General features: G+C 52.9%; 19 protein-coding genes. 4 read left to right on the top strand and 15 right to left on the bottom strand.

Features of this window, described 5'->3' with window-relative positions; all coding sequences use genetic code 11:
* Nucleotides 1-28: 28 nt before the first annotated feature.
* Genes MKY74_RS19460 through MKY74_RS19435 form a run of 6 tightly spaced genes read right to left on the bottom strand, consistent with a single transcriptional unit; the run spans nucleotide 29 to nucleotide 5,593 of the window.
* Nucleotides 29-1,051, bottom strand: a complete 1,023-nt coding sequence (locus MKY74_RS19460; protein WP_076166156.1) for an ABC transporter substrate-binding protein — start codon at nucleotides 1,049-1,051, stop codon at nucleotides 29-31.
* Nucleotides 1,052-1,078: 27 nt separating this feature from the next.
* Nucleotides 1,079-1,411, bottom strand: coding sequence for a 4Fe-4S dicluster domain-containing protein (locus MKY74_RS19455; protein ID WP_076166160.1), 333 nt, complete (start codon nucleotides 1,409-1,411; stop codon nucleotides 1,079-1,081).
* Nucleotides 1,408-3,009: an FAD-dependent oxidoreductase gene (locus tag MKY74_RS19450; RefSeq protein ID WP_076166165.1), complete on the bottom strand. Its 1,602-nt coding sequence runs from the start codon at nucleotides 3,007-3,009 to the stop codon at nucleotides 1,408-1,410. The genes MKY74_RS19455 and MKY74_RS19450 overlap by 4 nt, the downstream gene beginning before the upstream one ends.
* Nucleotides 3,010-3,040: 31 nt before the next feature.
* A complete protein-coding gene (locus MKY74_RS19445) occupies nucleotides 3,041-3,958 on the bottom strand; it encodes an ABC transporter permease (protein WP_144025338.1) in 918 nt (305 codons plus the stop codon).
* 12 nt (nucleotides 3,959-3,970) lie between these two features.
* The gene (locus MKY74_RS19440; protein WP_076166169.1) at nucleotides 3,971-4,780 is read right to left on the bottom strand and encodes an ABC transporter permease; all 810 of its coding nucleotides are present in this window, start codon (nucleotides 4,778-4,780) and stop codon (nucleotides 3,971-3,973) included.
* 36 nt (nucleotides 4,781-4,816) lie between these two features.
* On the bottom strand, nucleotides 4,817-5,593 hold the full coding sequence (locus tag MKY74_RS19435; protein WP_076166172.1) for an ABC transporter ATP-binding protein: 777 nt from the start codon (nucleotides 5,591-5,593) through the stop codon (nucleotides 4,817-4,819).
* 240 nt (nucleotides 5,594-5,833) lie between these two features.
* Here MKY74_RS19435 and MKY74_RS19430 point away from each other — a divergent pair, with 240 nt between their 5' ends.
* Nucleotides 5,834-6,304, top strand: coding sequence for a GNAT family N-acetyltransferase (locus MKY74_RS19430; protein WP_076166176.1), 471 nt, complete (start codon nucleotides 5,834-5,836; stop codon nucleotides 6,302-6,304).
* Between the two features lie 38 nt (nucleotides 6,305-6,342).
* On the opposite strand, the gene MKY74_RS19425 is transcribed toward MKY74_RS19430, so the two are convergent.
* Complete coding sequence (locus tag MKY74_RS19425; protein ID WP_341013963.1) at nucleotides 6,343-6,834, bottom strand: GNAT family N-acetyltransferase; 492 nt, start codon at nucleotides 6,832-6,834, stop codon at nucleotides 6,343-6,345.
* Nucleotides 6,835-6,943: 109 nt separating this feature from the next.
* On the bottom strand, nucleotides 6,944-7,387 hold the full coding sequence (locus MKY74_RS19420; protein ID WP_076166183.1) for a DUF5348 domain-containing protein: 444 nt from the start codon (nucleotides 7,385-7,387) through the stop codon (nucleotides 6,944-6,946).
* Between the two features lie 408 nt (nucleotides 7,388-7,795).
* Here MKY74_RS19420 and MKY74_RS19415 point away from each other — a divergent pair, with 408 nt between their 5' ends.
* The 3 genes from MKY74_RS19415 to MKY74_RS19405 all read left to right on the top strand — a co-directional run bounded on the left by MKY74_RS19415 (nucleotide 7,796) and on the right by MKY74_RS19405 (nucleotide 11,977).
* Nucleotides 7,796-8,584 carry an AraC family transcriptional regulator gene (locus MKY74_RS19415; RefSeq protein WP_179231958.1) on the top strand — a complete coding sequence of 263 codons (789 nt, stop codon included), beginning with the start codon at nucleotides 7,796-7,798 and terminating at the stop codon, nucleotides 8,582-8,584.
* A 138-nt stretch (nucleotides 8,585-8,722) separates the two neighbouring features.
* Nucleotides 8,723-10,471 carry a methyl-accepting chemotaxis protein gene (locus tag MKY74_RS19410; RefSeq protein WP_143811847.1) on the top strand — a complete coding sequence of 583 codons (1,749 nt, stop codon included), beginning with the start codon at nucleotides 8,723-8,725 and terminating at the stop codon, nucleotides 10,469-10,471.
* A 585-nt stretch (nucleotides 10,472-11,056) separates the two neighbouring features.
* The gene (locus MKY74_RS19405; protein ID WP_076166190.1) at nucleotides 11,057-11,977 is read left to right on the top strand and encodes a nucleoside hydrolase; all 921 of its coding nucleotides are present in this window, start codon (nucleotides 11,057-11,059) and stop codon (nucleotides 11,975-11,977) included.
* Nucleotides 11,978-12,487: 510 nt separating this feature from the next.
* Here the strand turns inward: MKY74_RS19405 and MKY74_RS19400 are convergent.
* From MKY74_RS19400 to MKY74_RS19370, 7 genes are all read right to left on the bottom strand, one after another.
* Nucleotides 12,488-13,369 carry a glycoside hydrolase family 43 protein gene (locus MKY74_RS19400; RefSeq protein WP_076166193.1) on the bottom strand — a complete coding sequence of 294 codons (882 nt, stop codon included), beginning with the start codon at nucleotides 13,367-13,369 and terminating at the stop codon, nucleotides 12,488-12,490.
* Between the two features lie 12 nt (nucleotides 13,370-13,381).
* Nucleotides 13,382-15,037, bottom strand: a complete 1,656-nt coding sequence (locus MKY74_RS19395) for an MGH1-like glycoside hydrolase domain-containing protein (protein ID WP_076166196.1) — start codon at nucleotides 15,035-15,037, stop codon at nucleotides 13,382-13,384.
* A gap of 130 nt (nucleotides 15,038-15,167) precedes the next feature.
* A complete protein-coding gene (locus tag MKY74_RS19390; RefSeq protein ID WP_076166199.1) occupies nucleotides 15,168-16,487 on the bottom strand; it encodes an ABC transporter substrate-binding protein in 1,320 nt (439 codons plus the stop codon).
* 109 nt (nucleotides 16,488-16,596) lie between these two features.
* A complete protein-coding gene (locus tag MKY74_RS19385; protein WP_076169332.1) occupies nucleotides 16,597-17,430 on the bottom strand; it encodes a carbohydrate ABC transporter permease in 834 nt (277 codons plus the stop codon).
* Between the two features lie 12 nt (nucleotides 17,431-17,442).
* Complete coding sequence (locus MKY74_RS19380) at nucleotides 17,443-18,357, bottom strand: carbohydrate ABC transporter permease (protein ID WP_076166202.1); 915 nt, start codon at nucleotides 18,355-18,357, stop codon at nucleotides 17,443-17,445.
* Nucleotides 18,358-18,467: 110 nt separating this feature from the next.
* On the bottom strand, nucleotides 18,468-20,036 hold the full coding sequence (locus tag MKY74_RS19375) for a helix-turn-helix domain-containing protein (RefSeq protein WP_076166205.1): 1,569 nt from the start codon (nucleotides 20,034-20,036) through the stop codon (nucleotides 18,468-18,470).
* A complete protein-coding gene (locus MKY74_RS19370) occupies nucleotides 20,011-21,837 on the bottom strand; it encodes a cache domain-containing sensor histidine kinase (RefSeq protein ID WP_076166209.1) in 1,827 nt (608 codons plus the stop codon). The genes MKY74_RS19375 and MKY74_RS19370 overlap by 26 nt, the downstream gene beginning before the upstream one ends.
* Nucleotides 21,838-21,851: the final 14 nt, after the last annotated feature.

Here is a 21,851-nt window from a genome sequence, read left to right as displayed (position 1 = left end):
GCAATCCCCCCTGTCGTCCTGAACGTGGTTATTTCAGCACCCAGTCGTTTAGATTAAAATCTTTTTTCGCAAGCTTCTCTTGAACCAGAAAATCTTTCGTTCCTTCGATCAACTTTAAGCCGTCATCGGTAAACGGCGTATCCTTGATCTCGCTGATCGGGCTGATCTTCTTGATAACTTCCGGAGTCGTTCCCTGCGCATCCGCGACAAATTGGTAGTATTCGTCTTCGTGCTGCTTTAAGTCATCCAGCGCCTTTTTGCGCGCTTCGTTCCATATTTTCGGAAAGTCGGGGAATTTGGCTAGAAAAGCGTCCGACACGACGGTAGCACTCGTACCGATCAGATCGGGATGTTTGGTGGCATCGTCAAGCAGCGGATAACCTTCGTCAATCTGCTTCATCGCCTGCACGCCGTTGTTGGTCAACGCGTCGACATCCCCCCTTGCCAAAGCAGCCTGCGCATCGGGAATCAGCATGTGAACCAGCTTATAATCCTTTACGCCCTCCTGCTTGAGCAAGCCAACGACATAGCGGTGCATAAAAGATCCCTTTTGAATGGCAATCGTTTTGCCTTCCAAATCTTTGATGGACTTAGCTCCGCCTTTTTTGGCAAACAAGTACCCGATGGAATAGGTCGCTGGCTGGGAAATCAAACGTGTTTTCGCACCGGAGGCGTAAGCGATGATCGCCGGTGTATCGCCAAGACTGCCCGCGTCCAGCCGGCCGCTGACTAATGATTCCGTTTGGTCGGGTCCGTTAGGGAAGCCGGTCAGGTTGACCTGCGTAATCCCATGCTTCTTCAGCTCCTCCTGAATAATCCCTTTATGGAATCCCCAGCCTTCAGCTCCGCTTGACGGCACATTTAATTTATTGATCCCGATGTAGCCATAATTGAGCACCGTCGGCTTATCCGCGGCAGCTTCGGCAGCATCCCCGGTGCGCTTGGACGGCGAGCAGCCCTGAACCACGATGACGGCTAGCAGACCTGCAAGAATGACAGCTGACTTCCAAAAGCGGCCGTGTTTGGTGTTTTTATGATGCGTTGTCTTCATGATTGGCTCCCCCACTTCAGTCGATAATTAAAATCCGCTCCGCTTCGACAGCTGATACATATATTCGTGACTGGCGACAGGCTTGCGGCCTTTCCCCCAGCCAACCTTCTCCCGGTATCCTCCCATTAGGCCTTGTTCTGACAGCTCGCTTTCCGTGACACCGATGACCGACTCGGATTCCGGGGCGACATACAAGGCGTCGACAGGGCAGTACAGCTCGCACATAAAACAGGTCTGGCAATCGCTTTGCCGGGCGATCACGGGAATCCCGTCAGCAACGCGATCGAATACGTTGGTAGGACATACAGACACGCATTGATTGCAGGCAATGCATTTGCTTTCACTGATAACTTCAATCAATGGACGACGACCTCCTTACGGACTTGTTCCGGACGAACCCACAATTGGTCCAATCCGCCTGTGATCAGGCGGTAGTGCTGATTGTCGTCCATCCCGGCAAAATCGCTGCGCTTATGCATGCCCCTGGATTCTGTCCGGGCCAAGGCGGATGTGTACATCCAACGGGCCGTTGCCGTCATGGCGGCCGCTTCCCTTGCTTTGACGCCATCCACGGTGTGCTCGATAGCCTGCTCCCGCTGCTCGTTCCATAAGCCGTTCAGCCTGTTCAAAGACTGGGTCATCACCTCACCGGTCCGGAACAGGTTGCGGTCATAAGGTTTGACCTCATCCTGAACGGCCTGCACCCATTCCGCTGCCCGGCTTGGTTTAACGCTGCCCTTGCCTTCCTCCACGATGGGCTGGGTAGACTTTCGCTCTAAATTGCGGCTTCCATCATGGGCACCCAGCTTCTTGACGTAGGCCGCCGCACCTTCTCCGGCGAAGGAGCCGGAGGACATAGCCCAAGCTGCATTGTGGCTCCCTCCCCCGGTAAACCCGCCGCAAATCAGCTCCCGGGTAGCGGCATCGCCTGCAGCATAGAGCCCGGGCACATCGGTTGCGCAGAGCTCATCCGCCAGCCGGATGCCGCCGGTCCCACGGACCGTCCCTTCCAGGCGAAGCGTAACCGGGAACGGGTCCGTAAACGGATCGATGCCGCGGCGGTCGAACGGCAAGAAGAAGTTGGTCTGGCCCACCCGGAGCAGCGGCTTCAAGTGCTCTGGCGCCTGATCCAGGACGGCAAAGACCTGCCGGCCTTCCAAAAGATTACGAGCAATCACGGAACGCCCCCGCTTGGAACCGGCTCCTTCAACAATCGTGCCGTCTTCATAATAGAAGCTGGCATAGCTGTAATAAGCCGTCTTCGTCACGGACGAGAATGTCGGGCAAATCGCGTAAGCGTTGGAAAATTCCATGCCGGACAGATTCGCCCCGGCCTCAGCGGCCATTAGATACCCGTCGCCTGTGAGGACGTTGCAGCCGAGCGCCTTGCTGAGAAAGGCGCAGCCGCCTGTGGCGATCACAACCGCTCCGGCCTCCACCGTCCACGGGATACCCGTCTGCGTATTGACTCCTGCAGCACCTCCCACGCCATGCTCGTCGGCCAGCAGTTCCAGCGCCGGGCTGTGGTCCAGAATCGTCACGCCCGCCTTCCTGACGACCTTGCGCATGAGGCGCATATATTCAGGCCCCTGCAGACTGCGCCGGTGCTGATTGCCCTCGTCATCCAGCGGGAACGGGTACCCCCAGCCTGCCAACTGGTTCATATTGGCATAGGTGCAGTCAAGCACCCGGTTCATCCAGCGGTGTTCCGCCAGTCTTCCGCCCATGTCATAGCGGCTGGCTTTGGCTTCTTCCCTCAGCCGTTCATCCGGCTTCACATACCACACTCCCGTGCCTGAAGGCGCCGTTGCCCCGCTGGATCCGCAATACCCTTTATCGGCAAGCACCACTCTGGCTCCCTTGGCGGCTGCCGTTACGGCGGCCCAAGTGCCCGCCGGTCCCCCGCCGATCACCAATACGTCCGTTTTCAAATGCTGCGCCTGTTCCTGAATTGCCATTTGCCACGCCTCCTATTTTTCGAAATTGGATTTAACCACGATAGGAATCACGCCAATGAAGCCACCTGCGCTCCAGCAGGCGAACCAGCGAATCGATCAGCTTGCCTACAACCGCGAAGATCAGAATGCCGACAAAAATAACCGGGGTATCCGAGTTTTGCTTGGCTTCATTGATCATAAAACCGATCCCGGCCGTAGAACCTACGAGTTCCGCAACGACAAGGCTGATCCACGATACAGCCAGCGACAATCTGACGCCAAGCAGGATGCTCGGCAGTGCCCCGGGAACAATCAGCCGCGTGAACCGTTGATACGGCTTGAATTCGAGCACCCTGCCCACTTCGAACCATTTACCGTCCACTTGGCGAATCCCAGCGTATGTATTGATATACATGGGAAAAAAAGAACCGGAAATGATGATGGCAATCTTGGAGGTTTCGCCAAAGCCAAACCACAATATGATCAAGGGTGCGATGGCCAAATGTGGAACCAGCCGCAGCACCTGGATGCTGGGATCGAGCAAATACTCCGCCTTGCGGAACATACCGGTAAAACATCCGAACACCAGTCCAAGCAGGCCTCCGATCGCAAATCCGAGGAGCGTACGCTGTATACTCACTCCAATCTGGTAGGCAAGATCACCCGAGGCAATGAGATGAATCAACGATTTCAGAATGACCCACGGCGTCGGCATGAATTCGGGCGATATCCAGCCTGCGCCGCCTGCCCATTGCCACAACACCACCACCACAACCGGTATAATAGATGCCCATAACAGATCGGCCCACCATCTCTTGGAGCTCCTCGGCTGCCTGTTCATTTGTACGATATCCGCTGTAACCTTAACTGCATCCTCCCCACCCGCGGGATTTGAGTGTGGAGGTGAATGGATACCAAGATCTTGTTTAACCGTTGTTTGGGGAATCGGCATTTCACTTTGCAGGCTCATTTGAATACCTCCTTACCTGGAATAGCTTTCCTTCCACCTTAACAACCTGCGCTCCCCCAGCCGAACGATATAATCCGTAATGAGACCCGCGGCCGCAAACACGATAATGCCTACGAAAACGACCGGCGTATCGGCAAACTGGCGGGCATCGGACATCATATAACCGACCCCGGATGTCGAAGCAATTAATTCGGCTACCACCAGTCCCAGCCACGATAACCCGATCGATAACCGGGTTCCCAGGAGGATGTTAGGAAGCGCTGCCGGGATCACCAGCCTTCTGATCTGCTGGATGCGGCTGTACCCGAGCACACGGGTCACTTCGAACCATTTGTTATCCACATTACGGATACCGAGATAAGTATTGATATAGAGTGGGAAGAAGGCCCCTTTGGCGATCAACAGAATTTTGGATTCCTCGCCAATTCCGAACCAAAGAATAAACAGCGGCACGACAGCAAGGCTCGGAATCATGCGGATCATTTGAAGCGTAGGATCAAACATCTTTTCGACTTTCGCAAACAGACCGACCAGTATTCCGAACAAGAGTCCCAAGCTCCCCCCGAGCGCAAATCCTGCAAGTGCCCGTACGGCGCTGATCCGGAAATGATCCCATAAATCACCGGATTGAGCGAGACCGGCAAAGGCCTTCAGAATCACGAGAGGCGTCGGGAACAACAAATCGGATATATACCCCAGCTGTCCGAAGATCTGCCACAAAACAAGGACGGCTCCCGGCAGAATCAGTCCCAGCCCGAGAAGCTTCCACCTTCCGAGGCCCGCTCTAAGGGATGGCCCTGCTGCTGAAATTTCGTGACTCATACAATCACCTGCCTTCCTGACATGAGTACAAGATTTTTATATACCTGCCCCATCCGTAAGCTCTAATTCATCCAGGGAATCCAGCAGCTTAAGCACGCGGAGCCGAAGCTCTTGAAAGGATGAAGTCGTTTTCTTCCGGGGATAGGGAAGATCGATCGGCACGATGCTCTTGATTTGACCCGGCCGCGGCTTGAGAATGACGACCCGGTTGGCCAGAAATACGGCTTCATCAATGTCATGGGTGACAAAAATCATCGTCGTCTGATTTCTGCGCCAAATGTCCAGCAGCACATCCTGCATATGCGCCCTGGTGAACGCGTCCAATGCGCCAAACGGTTCATCCAGCAGCAGCACCCGGGGATTACGCAGCAGCGCCCTTGCGATTGCCACCCGTTGGGCCATGCCTCCGGACAGCTCTTTGGGATAGGCTTTTTCAAAGCCCCTAAGTTTGACCAGTTCGATGAGTTCATCGACCTTGCGCCTAACCTCGGGATCACGCAGTGACAGATCCGCGGCAATATTTTTTTCCACCGTCAGCCAAGGAAATAGACGATGCTCCTGAAAAATAAATCCTTTGTCGATTCCCGGTCCCGTAATGTTCTGGCCGCCAAGTGTAATGGTGCCGGAATACTGTCCGTCCAGCCCGGCGATGATGCGCAGCAGCGTGCTTTTCCCGCAGCCGCTCGGACCGATGACCGTAATGAACTCTCCTTCCCGGATGTTCAAATCCACTTTGTGCAGTGCTTCAACACGTCCTTTGGCTGTTTCAAAGCTTTTACTCAGCGCCGTGATGTTTAGCAAAGTCTCCGCCATATGCTCTGCCTCCCTTTAGAAATCAAATGATGCGACAAGCCAAATTGATATTTTCCTACCCGTTTACTTGGATATATGACAGCACTTTATCATTCTAAATCCGATTCAACAAGTAGGGATTAATAAATTCAATTGCTAATTCAAAATTCTGATCCACTCTTTTTAGCGGGGTATACAAAATCTCAGGTTAGGTCGTATGATAGTACGGTAGATTGGTTTTCAGTAATGGAGGTTGTCATCATGATCATCCGAGAAATCGAGGAAAAAGATAATAAGCCGGTCGAGCAGCTAATCCGGACATGCTTGATTGAGTTTGGTGCGAACAAGCCCGGAACCGCCTGGGCCGATCCCGATTTAGGTAACTTTTATCACGTATATCGCCCTGAAGGATCAAAATATTGGGTGGCCGAAGATGAGGGCCGTATTGCCGCCGGATGCGGCATTGGACCTGTGCCAGGTTTCCCGCACATTTGCGAACTGCAGAAAATGTACGCCTGCCAAGAAGCCAGGGGAACGGGGATCGCGGCGGAGCTGCTGCGGGTTGCGCTCGATTTTGCCAAAGAGCATTACGAGCAGTGCTACCTGGAAACATTCCACAACATGACGGCGGCCAACAAATTTTATCTCAAGCACGGGTTTGTTCCGATGGACAAGCCGCTGAGCGCGACCGAACATTTTGCCTGTGACGCCTGGTATATCAAGACGCTGTGAACAGCAAAAAAAGCACCCGCAGGGTGCTTTCATTCGTTTTACACGATCGGCTTTTCCATCACATAATCGTCCATGACAAAACCGTTTCCGATATCGGCCACTTGCGTGCGCACGGTTTTAAACCCTTTTTTCTCATACACCGCAATCGTCGAGTCGTTATGCCGGTTCACGGTAAGCCAGATGGCGCTTAAGCACCGATCTTTGCATAGAGTTGTCAGAAACTCCATAGCCCGGCTTGCGTACCCATGCCCCCTGTACTCCTTGGCAATGTACAATTTGCTCAGGAACAGCTTGCCCTCTTCCTGCTTGACTCCGATATATCCAGCATGAGCCCCGTCAACATTGATAAAGAAATACTCGTATCCTTGATGTTGAATTTGGTCGGTTATCGCGGGAACCGATTGAAATTTGTCGACCATGTACTTGATTTGATCCCGTGTGATGATGCGGATAAAGTATTCGTGCCAAATCCCATAGGCCAGATCAGCCAGTGCCGCAATCTCCTCTTCGGTGTTTACTTGAGTTAACATAACTTCCACTCACGCTGCCCCCTCATTCCCAGTGCTTAAAGCTGCTGCCATTCTAGCACATCCGATCTTCTCGTGACAAACGTGAGCGTGTTATACACCGCAGCGATCTCTATTCGGAGGGATACTGTTTGACCCTTACCGTTAGACCCTCTAAGTCAAGTCTGGGAAAACCCGTTAATGCATACTCCTCACCGCATAATTCGACACCGCTTTCAATCCATTCGGCATCCTGCTCCGAACTGCGGAACAAGACCTCGACGGCAGAACCTGCAGTTAACATGATACCCGTGTTTCCGACTGTATACTGTCCATCAGCGGTCTTTATCAACGTACCTTGGGCAATCACGCGTGCCCCAATGCCTTGAATCAGGCGGCGGACGGCGGATAGCTCGTCTTCCACTTTGGCGAATGTCGAACACAGATACATATCGTCCGGATCAGCCGGGTCAAAATGCTCACTCCACGTGCCGTCAATCTGCCGAAGGCCATGGGTGATTTCTTTCAGATGGGCTTCCAAGTTTAATAGTTCCTGTAGCATCGTATCCTTTGTCATGCGAACCCCTTATCCATAAAAAATTTATTGACGCTGTCTCACCAAAAACGTTTTCTGAACATGACAATCCCGGCAAGCAACCACAGCAAGCCTGAGAGCTAAATGATTCGGTAATCGCTTACAAAAACGGTTTGAATCGAACGCACCATTCATGATATGGTACTCAAGTATGCTCCACTAAACTATAATAAAGTTTGTAACAAGTAAACAGGAATTTTCACATTCATAAGCCTGTAATCCGGCTTGCAATAACTAATGATGACTGAATTTCTTTATTACAACTATGCTTATTATAAAAGTAAACCATTTTTAGAATCCATAGAGCAACTAAATATTATTTGTAATTATTAAATATAGTTTTCATCATGCCGTCCGAATGTGGATAAAACGGAACAAGGGGGATTCCGCATGGATTTGAAAAGGCTGCAAAATCTCGTTCCAGACGTTGTTTTCTTCGTGGACAGGCGCTGTTTCCCACAATGGGAAATTATTCGCCAGACGATCAATTTTCAGGATTTGACGTTTGTTGTCGAAGGGAAATCCAATTATTTTATTAATGGCGTTAAATATACGGTGGAAGCCGGGGATGTGATTTACATACCCGTAGGCAGCGTTCGCGAAGCTTACACCTTTACGGACTGTCCAATGCACTCTTACGCATTCAACTTCAAATGGCTTGCTCCCGGCAGATCGGAAGCGCTTCCACTTCAGACCGTTACGAAAAACCTCATCACGAGCGAAATCCTGGGTTACATCAAGCAGTTCACCCAGGTGTGGATGCGCAAGCATCCGGGCTATATCATGCATGCAAGAGCGCTGTTTATGCTTATCGTCCATCATGTCCTCATCACCAATACCTACCGCAGCGCCGGACATCATCCTGTTGATCCACGCGTCAACAAGGTGCTCGAATATATTATCGACCATTATCCGGAGGATCTGCATTTAAGTGGGATGGCGGATATCGTCAACCTGAACCCCGTTTATTTCGGCAAATTGTTCAAACAAGTCACAGGATATTCCTTCAAGGAATATGTGAACCAGATCCGGATTAATCAAGCGGAAATGCTCTTGTCCACCGGAGGCTTCACCGTGACCCAGGTTGCGGACCGCTGCGGATTCCATGATATATCGTATTTCAGCAACGTATTTAAGTCGATCAAAGGATATCCTCCTTCAGCCGTTTCGAAGTCATGACAAAGGTCAGAAATCCGGAATGTTGAACCGCCTCCTGGGTGGAATATATTACCTCTGCCCCCCCCCGGTTTCTCCACTAAATAAACGAGTGCATGGTACCGATATATTGGTTATTCCAATCCGAGAGGGTGCACAAACGTGAAATCAAAGAAGATATTTAGATTCCGGAGTTTAATGGCGCTGAGCACGCTGCTGCTGGCCGTTCTGTTCGTCGTCGTGATCAGCGCTCAAACGTGGATCTCCTATAATGAGCAGAAAAGTCTGTTCCAGGAACGGTTTGAAGGGCTCGGAAGCGTTCTTGAGTCCCAGCTGGATACCAATATAAGCCAAGTGAAGCAGATTGCCAAAGCGGTAGCTAATCATGAGCCGACGGATACGGAGCCTTTTCAGGTCATTCGCAGTCAGCTGAAGGCGATGGTTAGCAAAGACCAAGGCATTGGCAACGCCTATATTCTGACTACAGAAAAAATGGAACGCAACGGTAACAGAGCCGTTATGAATTTGCAGGGCCCGGATGATCAAATGCTGCAGCCGGGAACGGAATACGTGATGCCTGCTTATTTTGAACATGCTTTTGATCAGACGATAAAAGAAGGCTCGGCCGTAACCGTTCCTTACGACGACGAGTTGGGGACCTGGGTGACCTATCTTTCAGCCGTGACAGATGAACAAGGGAACATCGTCTCGGTCTTCGGCATCGATTTCGACTATGACGGAATTCAGACGCGCCTCTCCGAAATCCTTTGGACAAGCCTGGCGGGTGGAGCCGTGTTCCTCGTCGCAGCCATCATTATCGTATCGGTTGCTGTCCGATATGCCCTTAAACCCCTTCGCCGACTGGCGGAAGTGTCCCAATTGGCTGCCGAAGGCGATTTGACCGTCAGTATCCCGGTCAAAAGCAGAAACGAGATCGGCCAAGCGGCAGATGCGTTTAATAGTATGGTTTCGAGTTTGCGTGAGCTGGCTGGCAATGTTCAGCATACTTCCCGCGAAGTTACCGATGAAGCCAAGCTGATGCAGGAAAGTGCCCAGCAAACGGCGCAGGCCACTAACGAAATTACCGAAGCGATCAGCCAGGTCGCGGCCGATTCGGAGACGCAGCTTCATAGCTCGACGGAATGCCAGCGGGCCATGTCTGAAATGGCCGTGGGCATCCAGCGCATCGCCGAGTCCTCCAGCGTTGTCTCGGATCTTGCTGCGAATACGACCGAGCGCGCGGTTGAAGGCGAATCCGTCATGAAGAAATCACTGGAGCAGATGCAGACGATTGAGAACAATTTGTCTGATTCCGTTGGAACCATGCGGGAGCTGGAAGAGCTGAGTCGGCAAATCGGGGGAATTCTGGCCCTCATTGCGGATGTGGCCAACCAGACGAACCTGCTGGCCCTTAACGCTTCCATCGAAGCGGCCCGGGCTGGCGAGCACGGCCGCGGATTTGCTGTGGTCGCCCAGCAAATCCGCAAGCTTGCAGAGCAGTCGAAAAATTCGTCCGAGCAGGTGAAAGAAATCCTCGAAGGCATCGGAGACCGGACGAATGAGGCGGTAGCTTCCCTCCAGCGTTCTTCCGACGAGGCCCGCATGGGTACGCAGATCGCGCTGCAGGCCGGCGACAGTTTCCGGGCCATCGTGCAGGCCATCCGCGAAGTATCCGCCCAGGTCCAGGAAGTATCTGCCGCTTCGGAGCAGATGTCCGCGGGCAGCGAGGAAATTGCGGCTTCGCTGGAAGAGCTGGAGCGCATCACCACCTCCTCCGCCATGCAAACACAGCGCGTTGCGGCTTCTTCCGAGGAGCAGCTCGCATCGATGGAAGAAATCGCGAGCTCTTCCGAGCAGCTTCTGACGATGGCGCGCAACCTGTCGCAAATCATCAGCAAGTTCCGGGTATAACTCGAATCATCTGCAAAAAGGGTAAGCCTAATGGCTTACCCTTTTTTAACGGAGATGTCGTGCCCTGCTGACCCCCGTTTCTATTTCCCCAATCCCTATTCCACCTTAAAATGATCTGCACAAAAAAGCTGCGACGGTTCGCAGTTATAGATTATTGATTCAAATGATTCAATCTCTAGGACTCAAAAGGATAAAATTCGTTCCATGATTCGTACCAGCATACCTAGAGCATTCTCAGCAAAGTAGACCGAGTGATCGATCAGCCGCCCGAAGCAGGAAATCAGAATGATAAAAAGCATGACGTAAAGTGCGATATTTAGTAGATGGTTTTCTTGTTTGTCTTCCATTACGGTTCACCTTCACTTTCCCTTTCCTTATTTAATCAAAGTATACATGTGAACCGGCTTGCCACCTATTGATTTCACTTACACCTATCTTACAGACTTGTAAGTTCCGGGGATGATCCGTTACCTACAAAGTTGAAAATTTAGCTGCATTTAACCGACTTGCCCTTCGTTTCTGTGATATATTGAGGTTAAAGCTGGAAGTCCAAATCATGCAGTGGAGAATAGGAGGACGTAAAGCGTGACCACATTTCCTCAGATCACAGACGATGAGCGAATCAGGCGGCTGCAGCATCCCGGAAGACCGGTAAGAATCGTTTTGGATACGGACACCTTTAACGAAATCGATGATCAGTTCGCTGTCATCTATGCCATGAAATCAGGCACCAGCGTTACTGTTGAGGCCTTGTATGCCGCGCCTTTTTACAACGAACTGTCGGAAAGCCCATTGGACGGTATGGAAAAAAGCTACCAGGAGATCTTGAAAATCCGGCAGCTTGCCCAGCGGGAGGATATCCCCGTTCACCGGGGATCAGCGAGCTATCTTCCCGGCGCTGATGTGCCTGTGGACAGCGATGCGGCACGGGATTTGGTCCAACGGGCTCTGGCCTCTTCACCGGACGATCCGCTGTATGTCGTTGCGATCGGAGCCATCACGAATGTGGCCTCGGCCATTCTGCTGGAACCGGAGATTATCAACCGGATCGTCGTCGTATGGCTGGGCGGCCATTCGCTGCATTGGCCGGATACGCGCGAGTTCAACCTCGCGCAGGATCTGCATGGCTCAAGGCTGCTGCTCGGCTGCGGTGTCCCTCTTGTTCTCGTCCCGTGCATGGGAACGGCATCTCATCTCCTGACGACCCTCTCAGAACTGGAAACCCATATGAAGCATAAGGGAGAAGTGGGACAATATCTCTACAACACGTACCGGAATTGTTCGCCGGATCATTACGCGTATTCCCGCGTCATCTGGGACATCTCTGTCATCGCCTGGCTGGCTGTTCCGGAAGCCTGCCCCAGCATTTTGGTTCCCAGCCCGCGAATTTCCGAAGATTTCCGTTGGGTGAATGACCCTACGCGGCATCAGATCCGTTATATTTACCATGTGAACCGGGATGCCATATTCCGCGATCTGTTCAACAAGATTGCCGAAGTGAAGTAATTTCTTATGAGCTGCTGCTCCCTTTACAGGAAGTAGTCGGCTCTTTTTTTAAAATATATGAAAGTACATGTATCCGGGACTTGGCTGCCTCTGATCGCAAGATTCGCCAGAAAAACACCTTCTAAATGCGGTCCGGCTCCGTTGAATGTACATTGTACAAAGATTTTCTAATAATTCGACAAAAATCTTGATTAATTTCCGGAATTCTGTTTAATTATAGTTGATTAACGATTGTGTATGGGGGTGACCATTCCAATTTGAATAAGGAAATGATTCTTTCTGCAGCTGAAACGAATACAGAAATTACGATTCATCTGGTGAGCGGAGAGTTCTATACCGGAGTTTGCCATAGAACCGACGACCCCCGGACATTCGTTATCGTTTCTAATGACCGTAAACCTGTCATCGTCCCCTTTTGGACCGTCAAACGCGTTCAATGGGTTCATTCATAAAGACTCTGCCAGCATGACTGGCGGAGTCTTTCTTTCATATGATTGAATTCATCAATTTTCAGCGATGCTGAATGAATCCCTCTGCTTCCTCAATCCGCAGAAATAACGGGCGCTCGTCAGGTGTACGGTTGGGAGCATGGAGGGTCAATACAAGCTTACTGTCAAACGTCCGGAATACCATGCCATGTCCTCCGTCATTCCGATACAGTGCTTCCGGCTGATGTATCCATGGTCCGGTGACGCCCCCTGTCGCCGAGCGCGCAACACCCAGCGCATACCAGTTGTCGATAAAGCTGGCCCACAACATGTATACATGACCGGATTCACCGCGGAACAAAAAGGGGCCGTCCGTGACATAATTGACCGTTTCCTTATATCGCGGCGACTCGTAGGGCGTCGTCCACGGCGCTTCAGATGCCCGAAACAGCGTGATTGGTTCTCCGGCCGGCTCGGATAAATCGCTGCTCAATCGCATCGCACACACTTCACCGTCCCCGACCTGCTGCCATTCGTGGCAGAAGATCATCCATGGCTGCCCTTCTGGGTCCATAAATAGGCTCCCATCCAGTGAACTCCAGGCTTCCGGAGTGACAGGGCCGCTGCTGTGAGGCATGAATGGCCCCAGCGGACCGGGTGACGACAGAACTGACGTGCCAAGACGCCCGTTGTCGCGCCGGCGAAACGTGGCGAACATATAGAATTTATCGTGCAATGCATAAACCTCAGGCGCCCAAAAATTCGTATCGGAATAAAAATCGGCTCCGGGCCTGAATACAGGGTACGGCCCGTCCCAATCCTCCAGATCGTTGCTGATATAGGCGTCGAATCCGGTTCCAGGCCCCCAAATGTTAGCATCCGTACTCCCGTATAAATAATATCTGCCTTCCTCTGGGAGGGGTAACACAAACGGGTCCCGAATCTGAATCTCTTTCCTTTTCATGGCAAGACCTCCTTAAGAATATGTCGGATAAATGATGCCAACATCTCTGGCTTGTTTCAGTTCTCCATCGCCGTACTTGAGATACTCATTACCTTTGACCGAAAAAGGGATGCTCCGGCCTTCCCATTCCAAAGGGCCATGAACCGTCCGCACACTCATTCCAAGGATACCCTGCAGGCTTCCCTCCCGGTCCGTAACGACCCGGACGCCGGAAGGGAATTTCATATAGGCTTGACCCTCCCGGTAAATGACCGACTTGTCACGCAGATTGACCAGCTCATAGAGCACCCTGTCTATGGATCGTGCATAAGCCGTCTCGCCGGCGACCTCCTCTCCATGATCCATCGCAGACGGGAGAAGCCCTGTGAACCAGACTTCCCCATCGGGTCTAGGCAGGATTCCGCTAAGCCGTTCCACGTAGTCGAGCAGGCACAAGATGGCAGGCGAATAGGCTTCGGTAAAACCCTCTTTCCCTGTCCAGGGACTGATGGTCTGCGCGAAACGCTCGGCCCTGGCCAATGAACACAAGATCGGCTGCATGGCCCATGTCAGCTCGACATGCCGGTGATGATGCTCAAAGGCATGCGGTGCCCGGATCAGGCTGAGAAAGTTGGACGGCCCCGCCCAGCTGTTGTAGCTGGAGAACGGGTCGAACCGCGGATCATCCATCGCAATGGAGGTAAACGGATATTTGGCAAAAAACTTGCGCGTATTCAGCAAGTAACGCGACAGCATCGCATCAAAAAATTCACGGTCACCGACTTCACAGGCGAGTACGCGCAGCAGAACATCGGACTGAACACGGACAAATCGGTTCTGACGGTCACGGTCGTAGAAAAAGGCGTCTTCCTCGTCAAAACAGTACCCGAAGAGGCTGTCAGCGCTCTGCTTAGCTTTGGAAATCCACCCCTCGCCAAGCAAGCCCAGCTCCTCGGCGATTTTGGCCAAATACAAACGCTGACAATATACGTTCGCCGTAAGGTCCGGCGCCAGAAACGGTAAAACTGGCGAATCGGAATCGAACCGGCTCGGATCGCCATGGTGTGGCGTGTCCGGCACATGCCAGAAGCGAGGCGACAGATCATGGCCCGTATCGAAAGCCGAAAATGCCTCGACACAGCCGGTCCCCCGGGTATTACGTTGAGCAGACAACCAGACATCATAACGTTCCATCGCCTGGTACATCATCCGCAGAAACGCATGGTCCCGCCCTTGCAGCAAATAATGATTCCAGACGCTGCGGGCAAGCGGGGTAACAAGCTGGATTTGGCGGTAAGCCGGCCCGTCGCCCGTAATTTTGTAAGGGAGCAGACCATCGGCCCGCTGGTGCAGCGCAAAGGAGCGGAACGTCGATTGCGCCACGCTCGGCAGGAAACGTGACAGCAGCTCCGCGTTGATCGTGCCGGTGCTTTCGAGCCAGCAGCCAAGATATATCCCTCCTTCCTGCAGCATCGGTACGCCGCCAACAATAGCGATGCAGTCAAGCAGCCTGCGAACCGCCTTGTAATAGACACTTTCAAGCTTGCCTTCGGATGCGGCAAACCGGACACCGCTCCGCTTCCACTCGGCAGCAACATCTAAGTCCGGCGCTTTCCCGGGCTCTCCCATCCGCTGTTCCACGTTCACCGCCCTTAATTTTTCTAACAGCGCCTTCTCATCCACGATCATTCTCCTCGCTTTCCGTGTTTCTTCTATCAGAAAAAAGCCCCGCCAAGTCTCTGCCGCAGCGGATGACCTTTCGGGGCCATTGATTATGGGATCGGCGTCATCGCCAGATATGCCGGATACTGCCGAATACTTATTGATTGCTTTGGAAAATTTTTACTGTACCCGCATAGAAATCAGACACCGCTTTTTCCACGCCTTCTTTCCCGAAGCCGATCAGCTGGACCGTATTATCCGCAAGCTTGATAAACTCGGCGTTCCCCGGTGGGTTGTAGCTGATCGCAAAAGGCTCCTTCTTGTTCGCTTCGGACACGCGGCTCGTGAAGTCATAGACGATCTTGTCGGCAGCGCTGGCCTCGGCCTCCAGCGTCTTGCGGCCTTCCTCCGTCACTGGAACGCCCCGGTTGCTGCCGAGTATTTTCACAGCCTCCGGATCGTTAATCCAAAAGTCCATCAGCTCGGCCACTTCCTTCGGATGCTGGGTCTTCGCGTAGCCGGACATGCCCTGGCTGGATTCGAACACCACGCCGGTTCCTTTCGGACCGCGCGGTACCTGCACCATCGTCAACTCATCTTGGGTCAGGCTTTGGTACGAGGCCAGCATATTGGACGGAAGCAGGGTCATTGCTACTTTTCCTTTGATGATCAGAGACTTGCTCGCATCATTCGCCGGATTGGAGACCTGAAGCTCAGGCGTGACTACGCCTCCTGCCTTCGACGTTTGATCCCAGTACTGGAACCATGGCAGAATATCGGCTTCCTCAAAACCAAGCTTGTTGTTTGTCATGTCATACAGCTGCTTGCCGTTCTGCTTCAAATAAATGTCCATGCCGTCGGTTGTGAAATTGTAAGTCCCATAGTAGCCTTTACCCAGCTTGTCGGAAATTTCCTTGCTGATCCGGGCGTAATCTTCCCAGTTCCAGCCATCCTGTGGCACTCCGATGCCGGCTTTCTCAAAGAGCGTCTTGTTGAAAACGATGCCGCGGGCGTTGGCGCCTGCTGAAATATGAACCAGCTTGCCGTTGATCGTTCCGTACTGCACCATCGTCGTGTCCATATCGTCAAGCTTCAGCTCATTGCCTTTATAAGGTTGGAGATCCAGCAGAACGCCCTTGTTGGCGTAGTCCACCACATTGCCTCCCAGAAAAAATACGTCCGGAGCTGTTCCCGAAGCCAGCTGCGTGTTCAGCTTGTCAAAATAACCGTCCTGCGGCGAGAACTCGCCCACGACTTTAATATCCGGATGCTTCTGCTCGAACAGCTCAAGCGCCTTATTCGTCAAATCCGCCCGAGCCTGGTCCCCCCACCACATCATCCTGAGCTCGACTTGGTCGCCTCCGGAATTCGCTTCCCCGCCGGATCCGCTGGATGCGGCCGGGCCACCCGAACTGCCGCATGCCGACAGCATCACGGTCATGGCCGCCAGCACAGAGATGAACCATCTTTTTTTCATGTTCCATTTCTCCTTCATCGCTATAAGTTTTATGAAGCGTTTGCACAATTGTCGTTCCTGCCGCAGACTGCTGCACTCCTCATTCGGTATCTTCAGAACTGCGCAGGGGTTATTTCAGTCCTGTCGTCGCAATGCCTTCAAGGAAGTACCGCTGGAACATCAGGAAAATCAGCGTGATCGGGAGCAGCGACAGTACGGAAATGGCGAGCAGCGCCCCCCAATCGGATGAGCCCGACGGATCGTACAGCGCCCGGATGCCGAGCTGCACGGTAAACAGCTTGATATCGCTGATGTAAATCATCTGGCTGAAGAAATCGTCCCACGTCCAGATAAACGTAAAGATCGCGGTTGAGATCAGCGCCGGGGTTAACAGGGGCAGAATGATCCGCAGGTACAGCTTGCCCTGGCCGCAGCCATCGATCGTCGCGCTCTCGTCCAGCTCGCGCGGGATGCCGCGAATGAACTGAACCATCAGCAGGATAAAGAAAGAGTCGTGAGCCAGCCATTTGGGCAGGATCAGCGGCGCAAACGTGTTAATCCAGCCCAATTTGCTGAAAATGATATACTGCGGCACAAGCGTCACATGATAAGGCAGCATGATCGTCACCAGCATCAGTGCAAACCATATTTTTTTCAGCTTGAAATCCAGCCGGGCAAAGGCGTAGGCCGCAAGCGAGCAGGTCACGATGTTACCCAGCACGCAGAGGATGGAGATGAGCGCCGAGTTGCCGAAAAAGCGGCTGAAGGATACGCCTTGAAAGCCCTTCCAGCCATTTTTGTAATTATCGAACGTAAAGCTGTGCGACCATAAACCGGTATCGGTAAAAATCGCTTGATTTGGCTTAAAGGAGCTGCTGAGCAGCCACAATACAGGATACAGCATAGCCAGTCCGACCAGGAGGATCAGCACATGCCTGATGGCCTTTGAGTAAGTTCCTTTCATCGTCAGCATGGCTTATCTCCCCTCTTTCCCGTCGCCGTAGAACACCCAGAAGCGCGACGTGGCAAAGATAATGCCCGTAAAGACGGCAATAATGAGCAGCATGATCCAGGCCAGCGCCGATGCATATCCCATATCGAAATAGGAGAAGCCTTTCAAATACAGGTATAACGTGTAGAACATCGAGGCATCCAGCGGTCCTCCGTGACCGTCGCCGATGACGTAAGCCGGCGTAAACGCCTGAAACGAGTTGATAATGCTCATGATCAGATTAAAAAAGAGAACAGGCGTCAGCATCGGCAGCGATATGCTGAAAAACTGGCGTATTTTCCCGGCGCCATCTACTTGGGACGCTTCATACAGATCGGCCGGCACCTGCTTCAGGCCTGCTAAAAAGATGACCATCGCCGAGCCGAACTGCCAAACCGACAGCGTGACGATCGGATAAATCAGATAATCGGGGTTGGCGATCCATGCTGGCCCTTCCAGGCCGAACCACCCAAGGAACGCATTCATAACGCCTTCGCTGTCAAAGATTTGCCGCCAAACGATGGAGATGGCAACACTTCCTCCGAGAAGGGACGGAATGTAATAGACGGTCCGGTAGATGCCCAGTCCACGAATCCCCTTGTTCAGTGCCAGCGCCACGACCAGCGCAAAAATGATACGGAGCGGTACGGACAGCAGCACGTACACGAATGTCAGCTGCAGCGAATGCGTAAACGTCGCGTCATTCGTAAAAATCTGCTTGAAATTGGCGAAACCGATCCATTCGGGTGGACGCAGCAAGTTGTATTTGGTCAGCGACAAATACAGCGAGCCGAGCATCGGTCCGAGCGTGAGGCAAAAAAAGCCGATAAGCCATGGCAGCAAAAAAGCGTACGCCGTACGGTTGTGCGAATGGATCGGCAGCCTGCGTGATGTTCGCATCGCGAATCCTCCTTCTGATGTTGGTAAGAACATCATAAGCAAGATGCGGCACGCGCTGAATTCTATTTCTTCGGCACTTCGCTATCAATTTTTTCAGGTAACTCTCTCGGTCATCTCTCGCGGAAATCGGAAGGAGAAATGCCGTATATCTTTTTGAATTTCGAGCTGAAGTAGCTGGCATTGCTGAAGCCCGTAAGTTCGGCTATATCCCACAGGCTGAGCTGGGTCTCCTCCAGCAGCCGGATCGCCTGCGTCATCCGCACATCGGTCAAGTACTGAATGAAGGTTCGCCCGACCCGTTTCTTGAACAATTCCGAGAAATAAGAAGGATGATAGTTAAAACGGGCAGCCATATCGCTCAAGTTCAAGTCTGATGCATAGTGGTCATCAATATAGCGGCGGACGGATTCAATCAGGTTGACATCGGCATCGGCAGCGCCTTCTTCGCGCTGTCTGGCGATTTTCCGGGCGATCCCTGCAAGGTACGAGTACGCCTTATCCACCGAATCCAATGAATAGGCCAACTCCGGCCGGAGCCACAGTTGTTCTGCACTCTCGATCCTGATGAGCAAATCGCTCGCTGCCGACTCCAGAGCCAGGTACAACTGAAAAATGACTTTTACCCTACTGGCAGCAGGCCCTGTAAAAGCCAGTCGGAGAATGGGGCGGACGGCCTGATCAAACGCAGCATATTCACCTTTGGCCAGGTACCGTTCGATGACTTTGATTTCATCCGCGCTTATGGACGTTTTGTCGATGGATTGGAGACGGGTCTCGGCCGGCAAACGGCTGTCAGCATAGTTCCAGGCCACAAGCGATGAGAGGTAGCCGTCCTTCCAAGCCTTGAAGCCTGCTACGGATTGGCCGATACCGAAGCCCAGCTCAAACCCAAGCATACGCTTCACTTCTGACCGGAGGTGATCTGCAAAAGAGTACAGCCAGTCCACGGACTCCGCGGTGACCACATGAATCAGCCCCGGATAATGCCCGTCCCGGAACGCCTCGCATGTTCCAGCTGCGTCTTCTGCCTTTTCACGGCAGATCATTTCCAGCGGGAGGAGGAATTGATCGGGTGCCCGATCCGGGGCATGTCCGATATCCCTCACTTTCAGGCCGAGGGTCATAAAGCGCACTTGACGCTCATCCCAACCGCCAAGCCCGAATCTACGGGCGTGGTCCGTAACGGTGCTCTCCGACCCGGTTTCCCAGCGGACGAGCCGAAGGATAAATTGCTCCTTCATCTCCCTGTAATATTGCGACAGCTCCCACTGGGTTTTGGCCTCTAGCTGCGCTTTATCCCGATCCCGGTTCAGCTCGGCGGTGACGTTTTTCAGGACGGAATTCAGCTCATCGCGGGCGACCGGCTTCAGCAGGTATTCGCTCGCCTGGAAGCGGAGTGCAGCCCGAGCGTACTGAAAATCCTCATAGCCGGTAATGACGATGACCCTGACGTTCGGGCAGCGTTCCCTGCACACTTCCATAAACTGCACACCGCCCATGAGCGGCATGTTCATGTCGGTAAGGACGATCTCAATATCACCGTTCTCCAGAAGGGACAGCGCCTCCGCCCCGTTCGACGCTTCGCCAGCCAGCGCAATGCCAAGGCCGTCCACATCCATCTTGAGCCGCAGACCCTGGCGGATCTCCGGTTCGTCATCCACGATCAATAAGCGATACATCGTTATACACCTCCCTAATCGGTAACATCAGTTCAATTCGCGTTCCCCCGCCGGGTTTTGAATCCAGATGAGCCTCGAACAACGAGCCATAATACAGCTGGCACCGCGCAAGTACGTTCCCGAGTCCGATCTGCCGTTCCCGGCTGGCCAGTATTTGGTCCGGCCGGGCGGCGGCCGCTTCTTCCAGCACCTCGCGGATCTGTTCCTCCGTCATCCCGGGCCCGTTGTCCGTGACGGACATGACCACATGGCTGTCCCCTCGATATACCCTGACGGATACACGCGCCTCAGTCCGATGCGCAAAACTGTATTTTACGGCGTTCTCGAGCAAAGGCTGAAGGACGAACTTGACGCAGGCGGCATGCTCCGGCAGCCCCTCCTCTTCCATAGACAGCCAGAGGCGGTCCCCGAAGCGGATGCGCAGGATAGAGGCATAATCATGAACGTATTTAAGTTCCTCTTTCAAGGCGACCAAATCGTCGCTGATCCGCAAGCCGAAGCGCAGCATTTTGCCGAGCGACTCGATAACCTTCACGGTATCGTCCGTACGCCTCTGCATCGCCAGGCTGCTGAGCAGCTCCAGCGTATTGAACAAAAAATGAGGATTAATCTGCATCAGCAGCGCCTTATATTCGGCCTGCTGCCGGAGCAGCTTCAGTTCGAATTCGGTTTTGATATGCTGCCGCAGCCTGCCGATCATGTTGCGGAACGTCACTGTGGCAAAGCCGACCTCATTTCGGACGGTGCCTTCCAGAGGCAGCCGGCTCTCCGCGCTGTCAAAATCCCCCCGCTGCACATGCCGCATGGCCGATACAAGCCTCGACAGCGGCCGCGTAATCCCGTTCGACAGCCAGAATGCAATGAAGAGCGAGATCAGCAGCAGCGCCGCCGCCAGCACTATAATACTGTTGCGCAGCTTAAGCAGCGGCGCATACAGATCGCTCTCCGGGACGATGCCAACAAGCATCCAACCGTTTTGAGCCAGCTTTTTGTAAACGAGGATTTGCGCGTCACCCTGGCTGTTCCGGAAATAGACGACGCCCTGCTTGCTTCGCCCTGCCTGCGCCCTGGCGACCTCGTTCTTGGCAAGATTGGCGCTCGTTTCATAATCCGCTTGGGTCAGGAGCGGGCTCCCATGCTGATCGATTAAATACATCGTCCCGCTCTCACCCAAATGGATCCTGCTCAGCGGCTCCAGAAAATAATCAGAGCTTACGTTGACCTTCAAAACCGTTTTCGCCTGCTTCGGTTCAAATGCCCCGATCGGCATCAGCATGCTGACGACCGGATGGTCGCTGCGGCGGATTTTCAATTCCACATCGTCGGTGTGCGCCGGTACCCAGCGGACCGTCTCGTCCCGAAACTGCTTGTACCAGGACTGATCCAGAAAGGAGCTTTCCTTGATGACCTGGTTATCCATACTGACCCACAAGCCTTCCCTGCGGTACAGCGCGACCGATGAGATGCTGGTATAACTGTTGGTCGTCTGCGTCAGAAACTTGCTCATCTGGATATGGGCAAGCATCTTCTCCCCTTCCGTTGCCGACGTGTCCGATGCGATGTTATCCCAGGTATCGGTCTGGTCGCTGTTAAAGATCAGGGAAGCCAAGTCGTAAATTTGCGTCTGCACCATGTCGATGTAGGAACCGTATTCATTCATTTTCTCGAGCGCGGACGATTCAATATAGGAACGGATAATCGTTCGTGATTCGTTAAAAATGAGAAGAGACAATGCACTGAACGACAAAACGAACAACAACACAAAAAATAAGATCAGCCTGCTTCTGAGCGAGTAGAACATGACGAACCTTCCTC

Origin of the sequence: Paenibacillus sp. FSL R5-0378, from assembly GCF_038009285.1 — a bacterium.
Lineage (GTDB): Bacteria > Bacillota > Bacilli > Paenibacillales > Paenibacillaceae > Paenibacillus_AQ > Paenibacillus_AQ favisporus.
The sequence above is the reverse complement of the archived record's forward strand: the minus strand, read 5'-3'. Positions and strand labels throughout refer to the sequence as shown.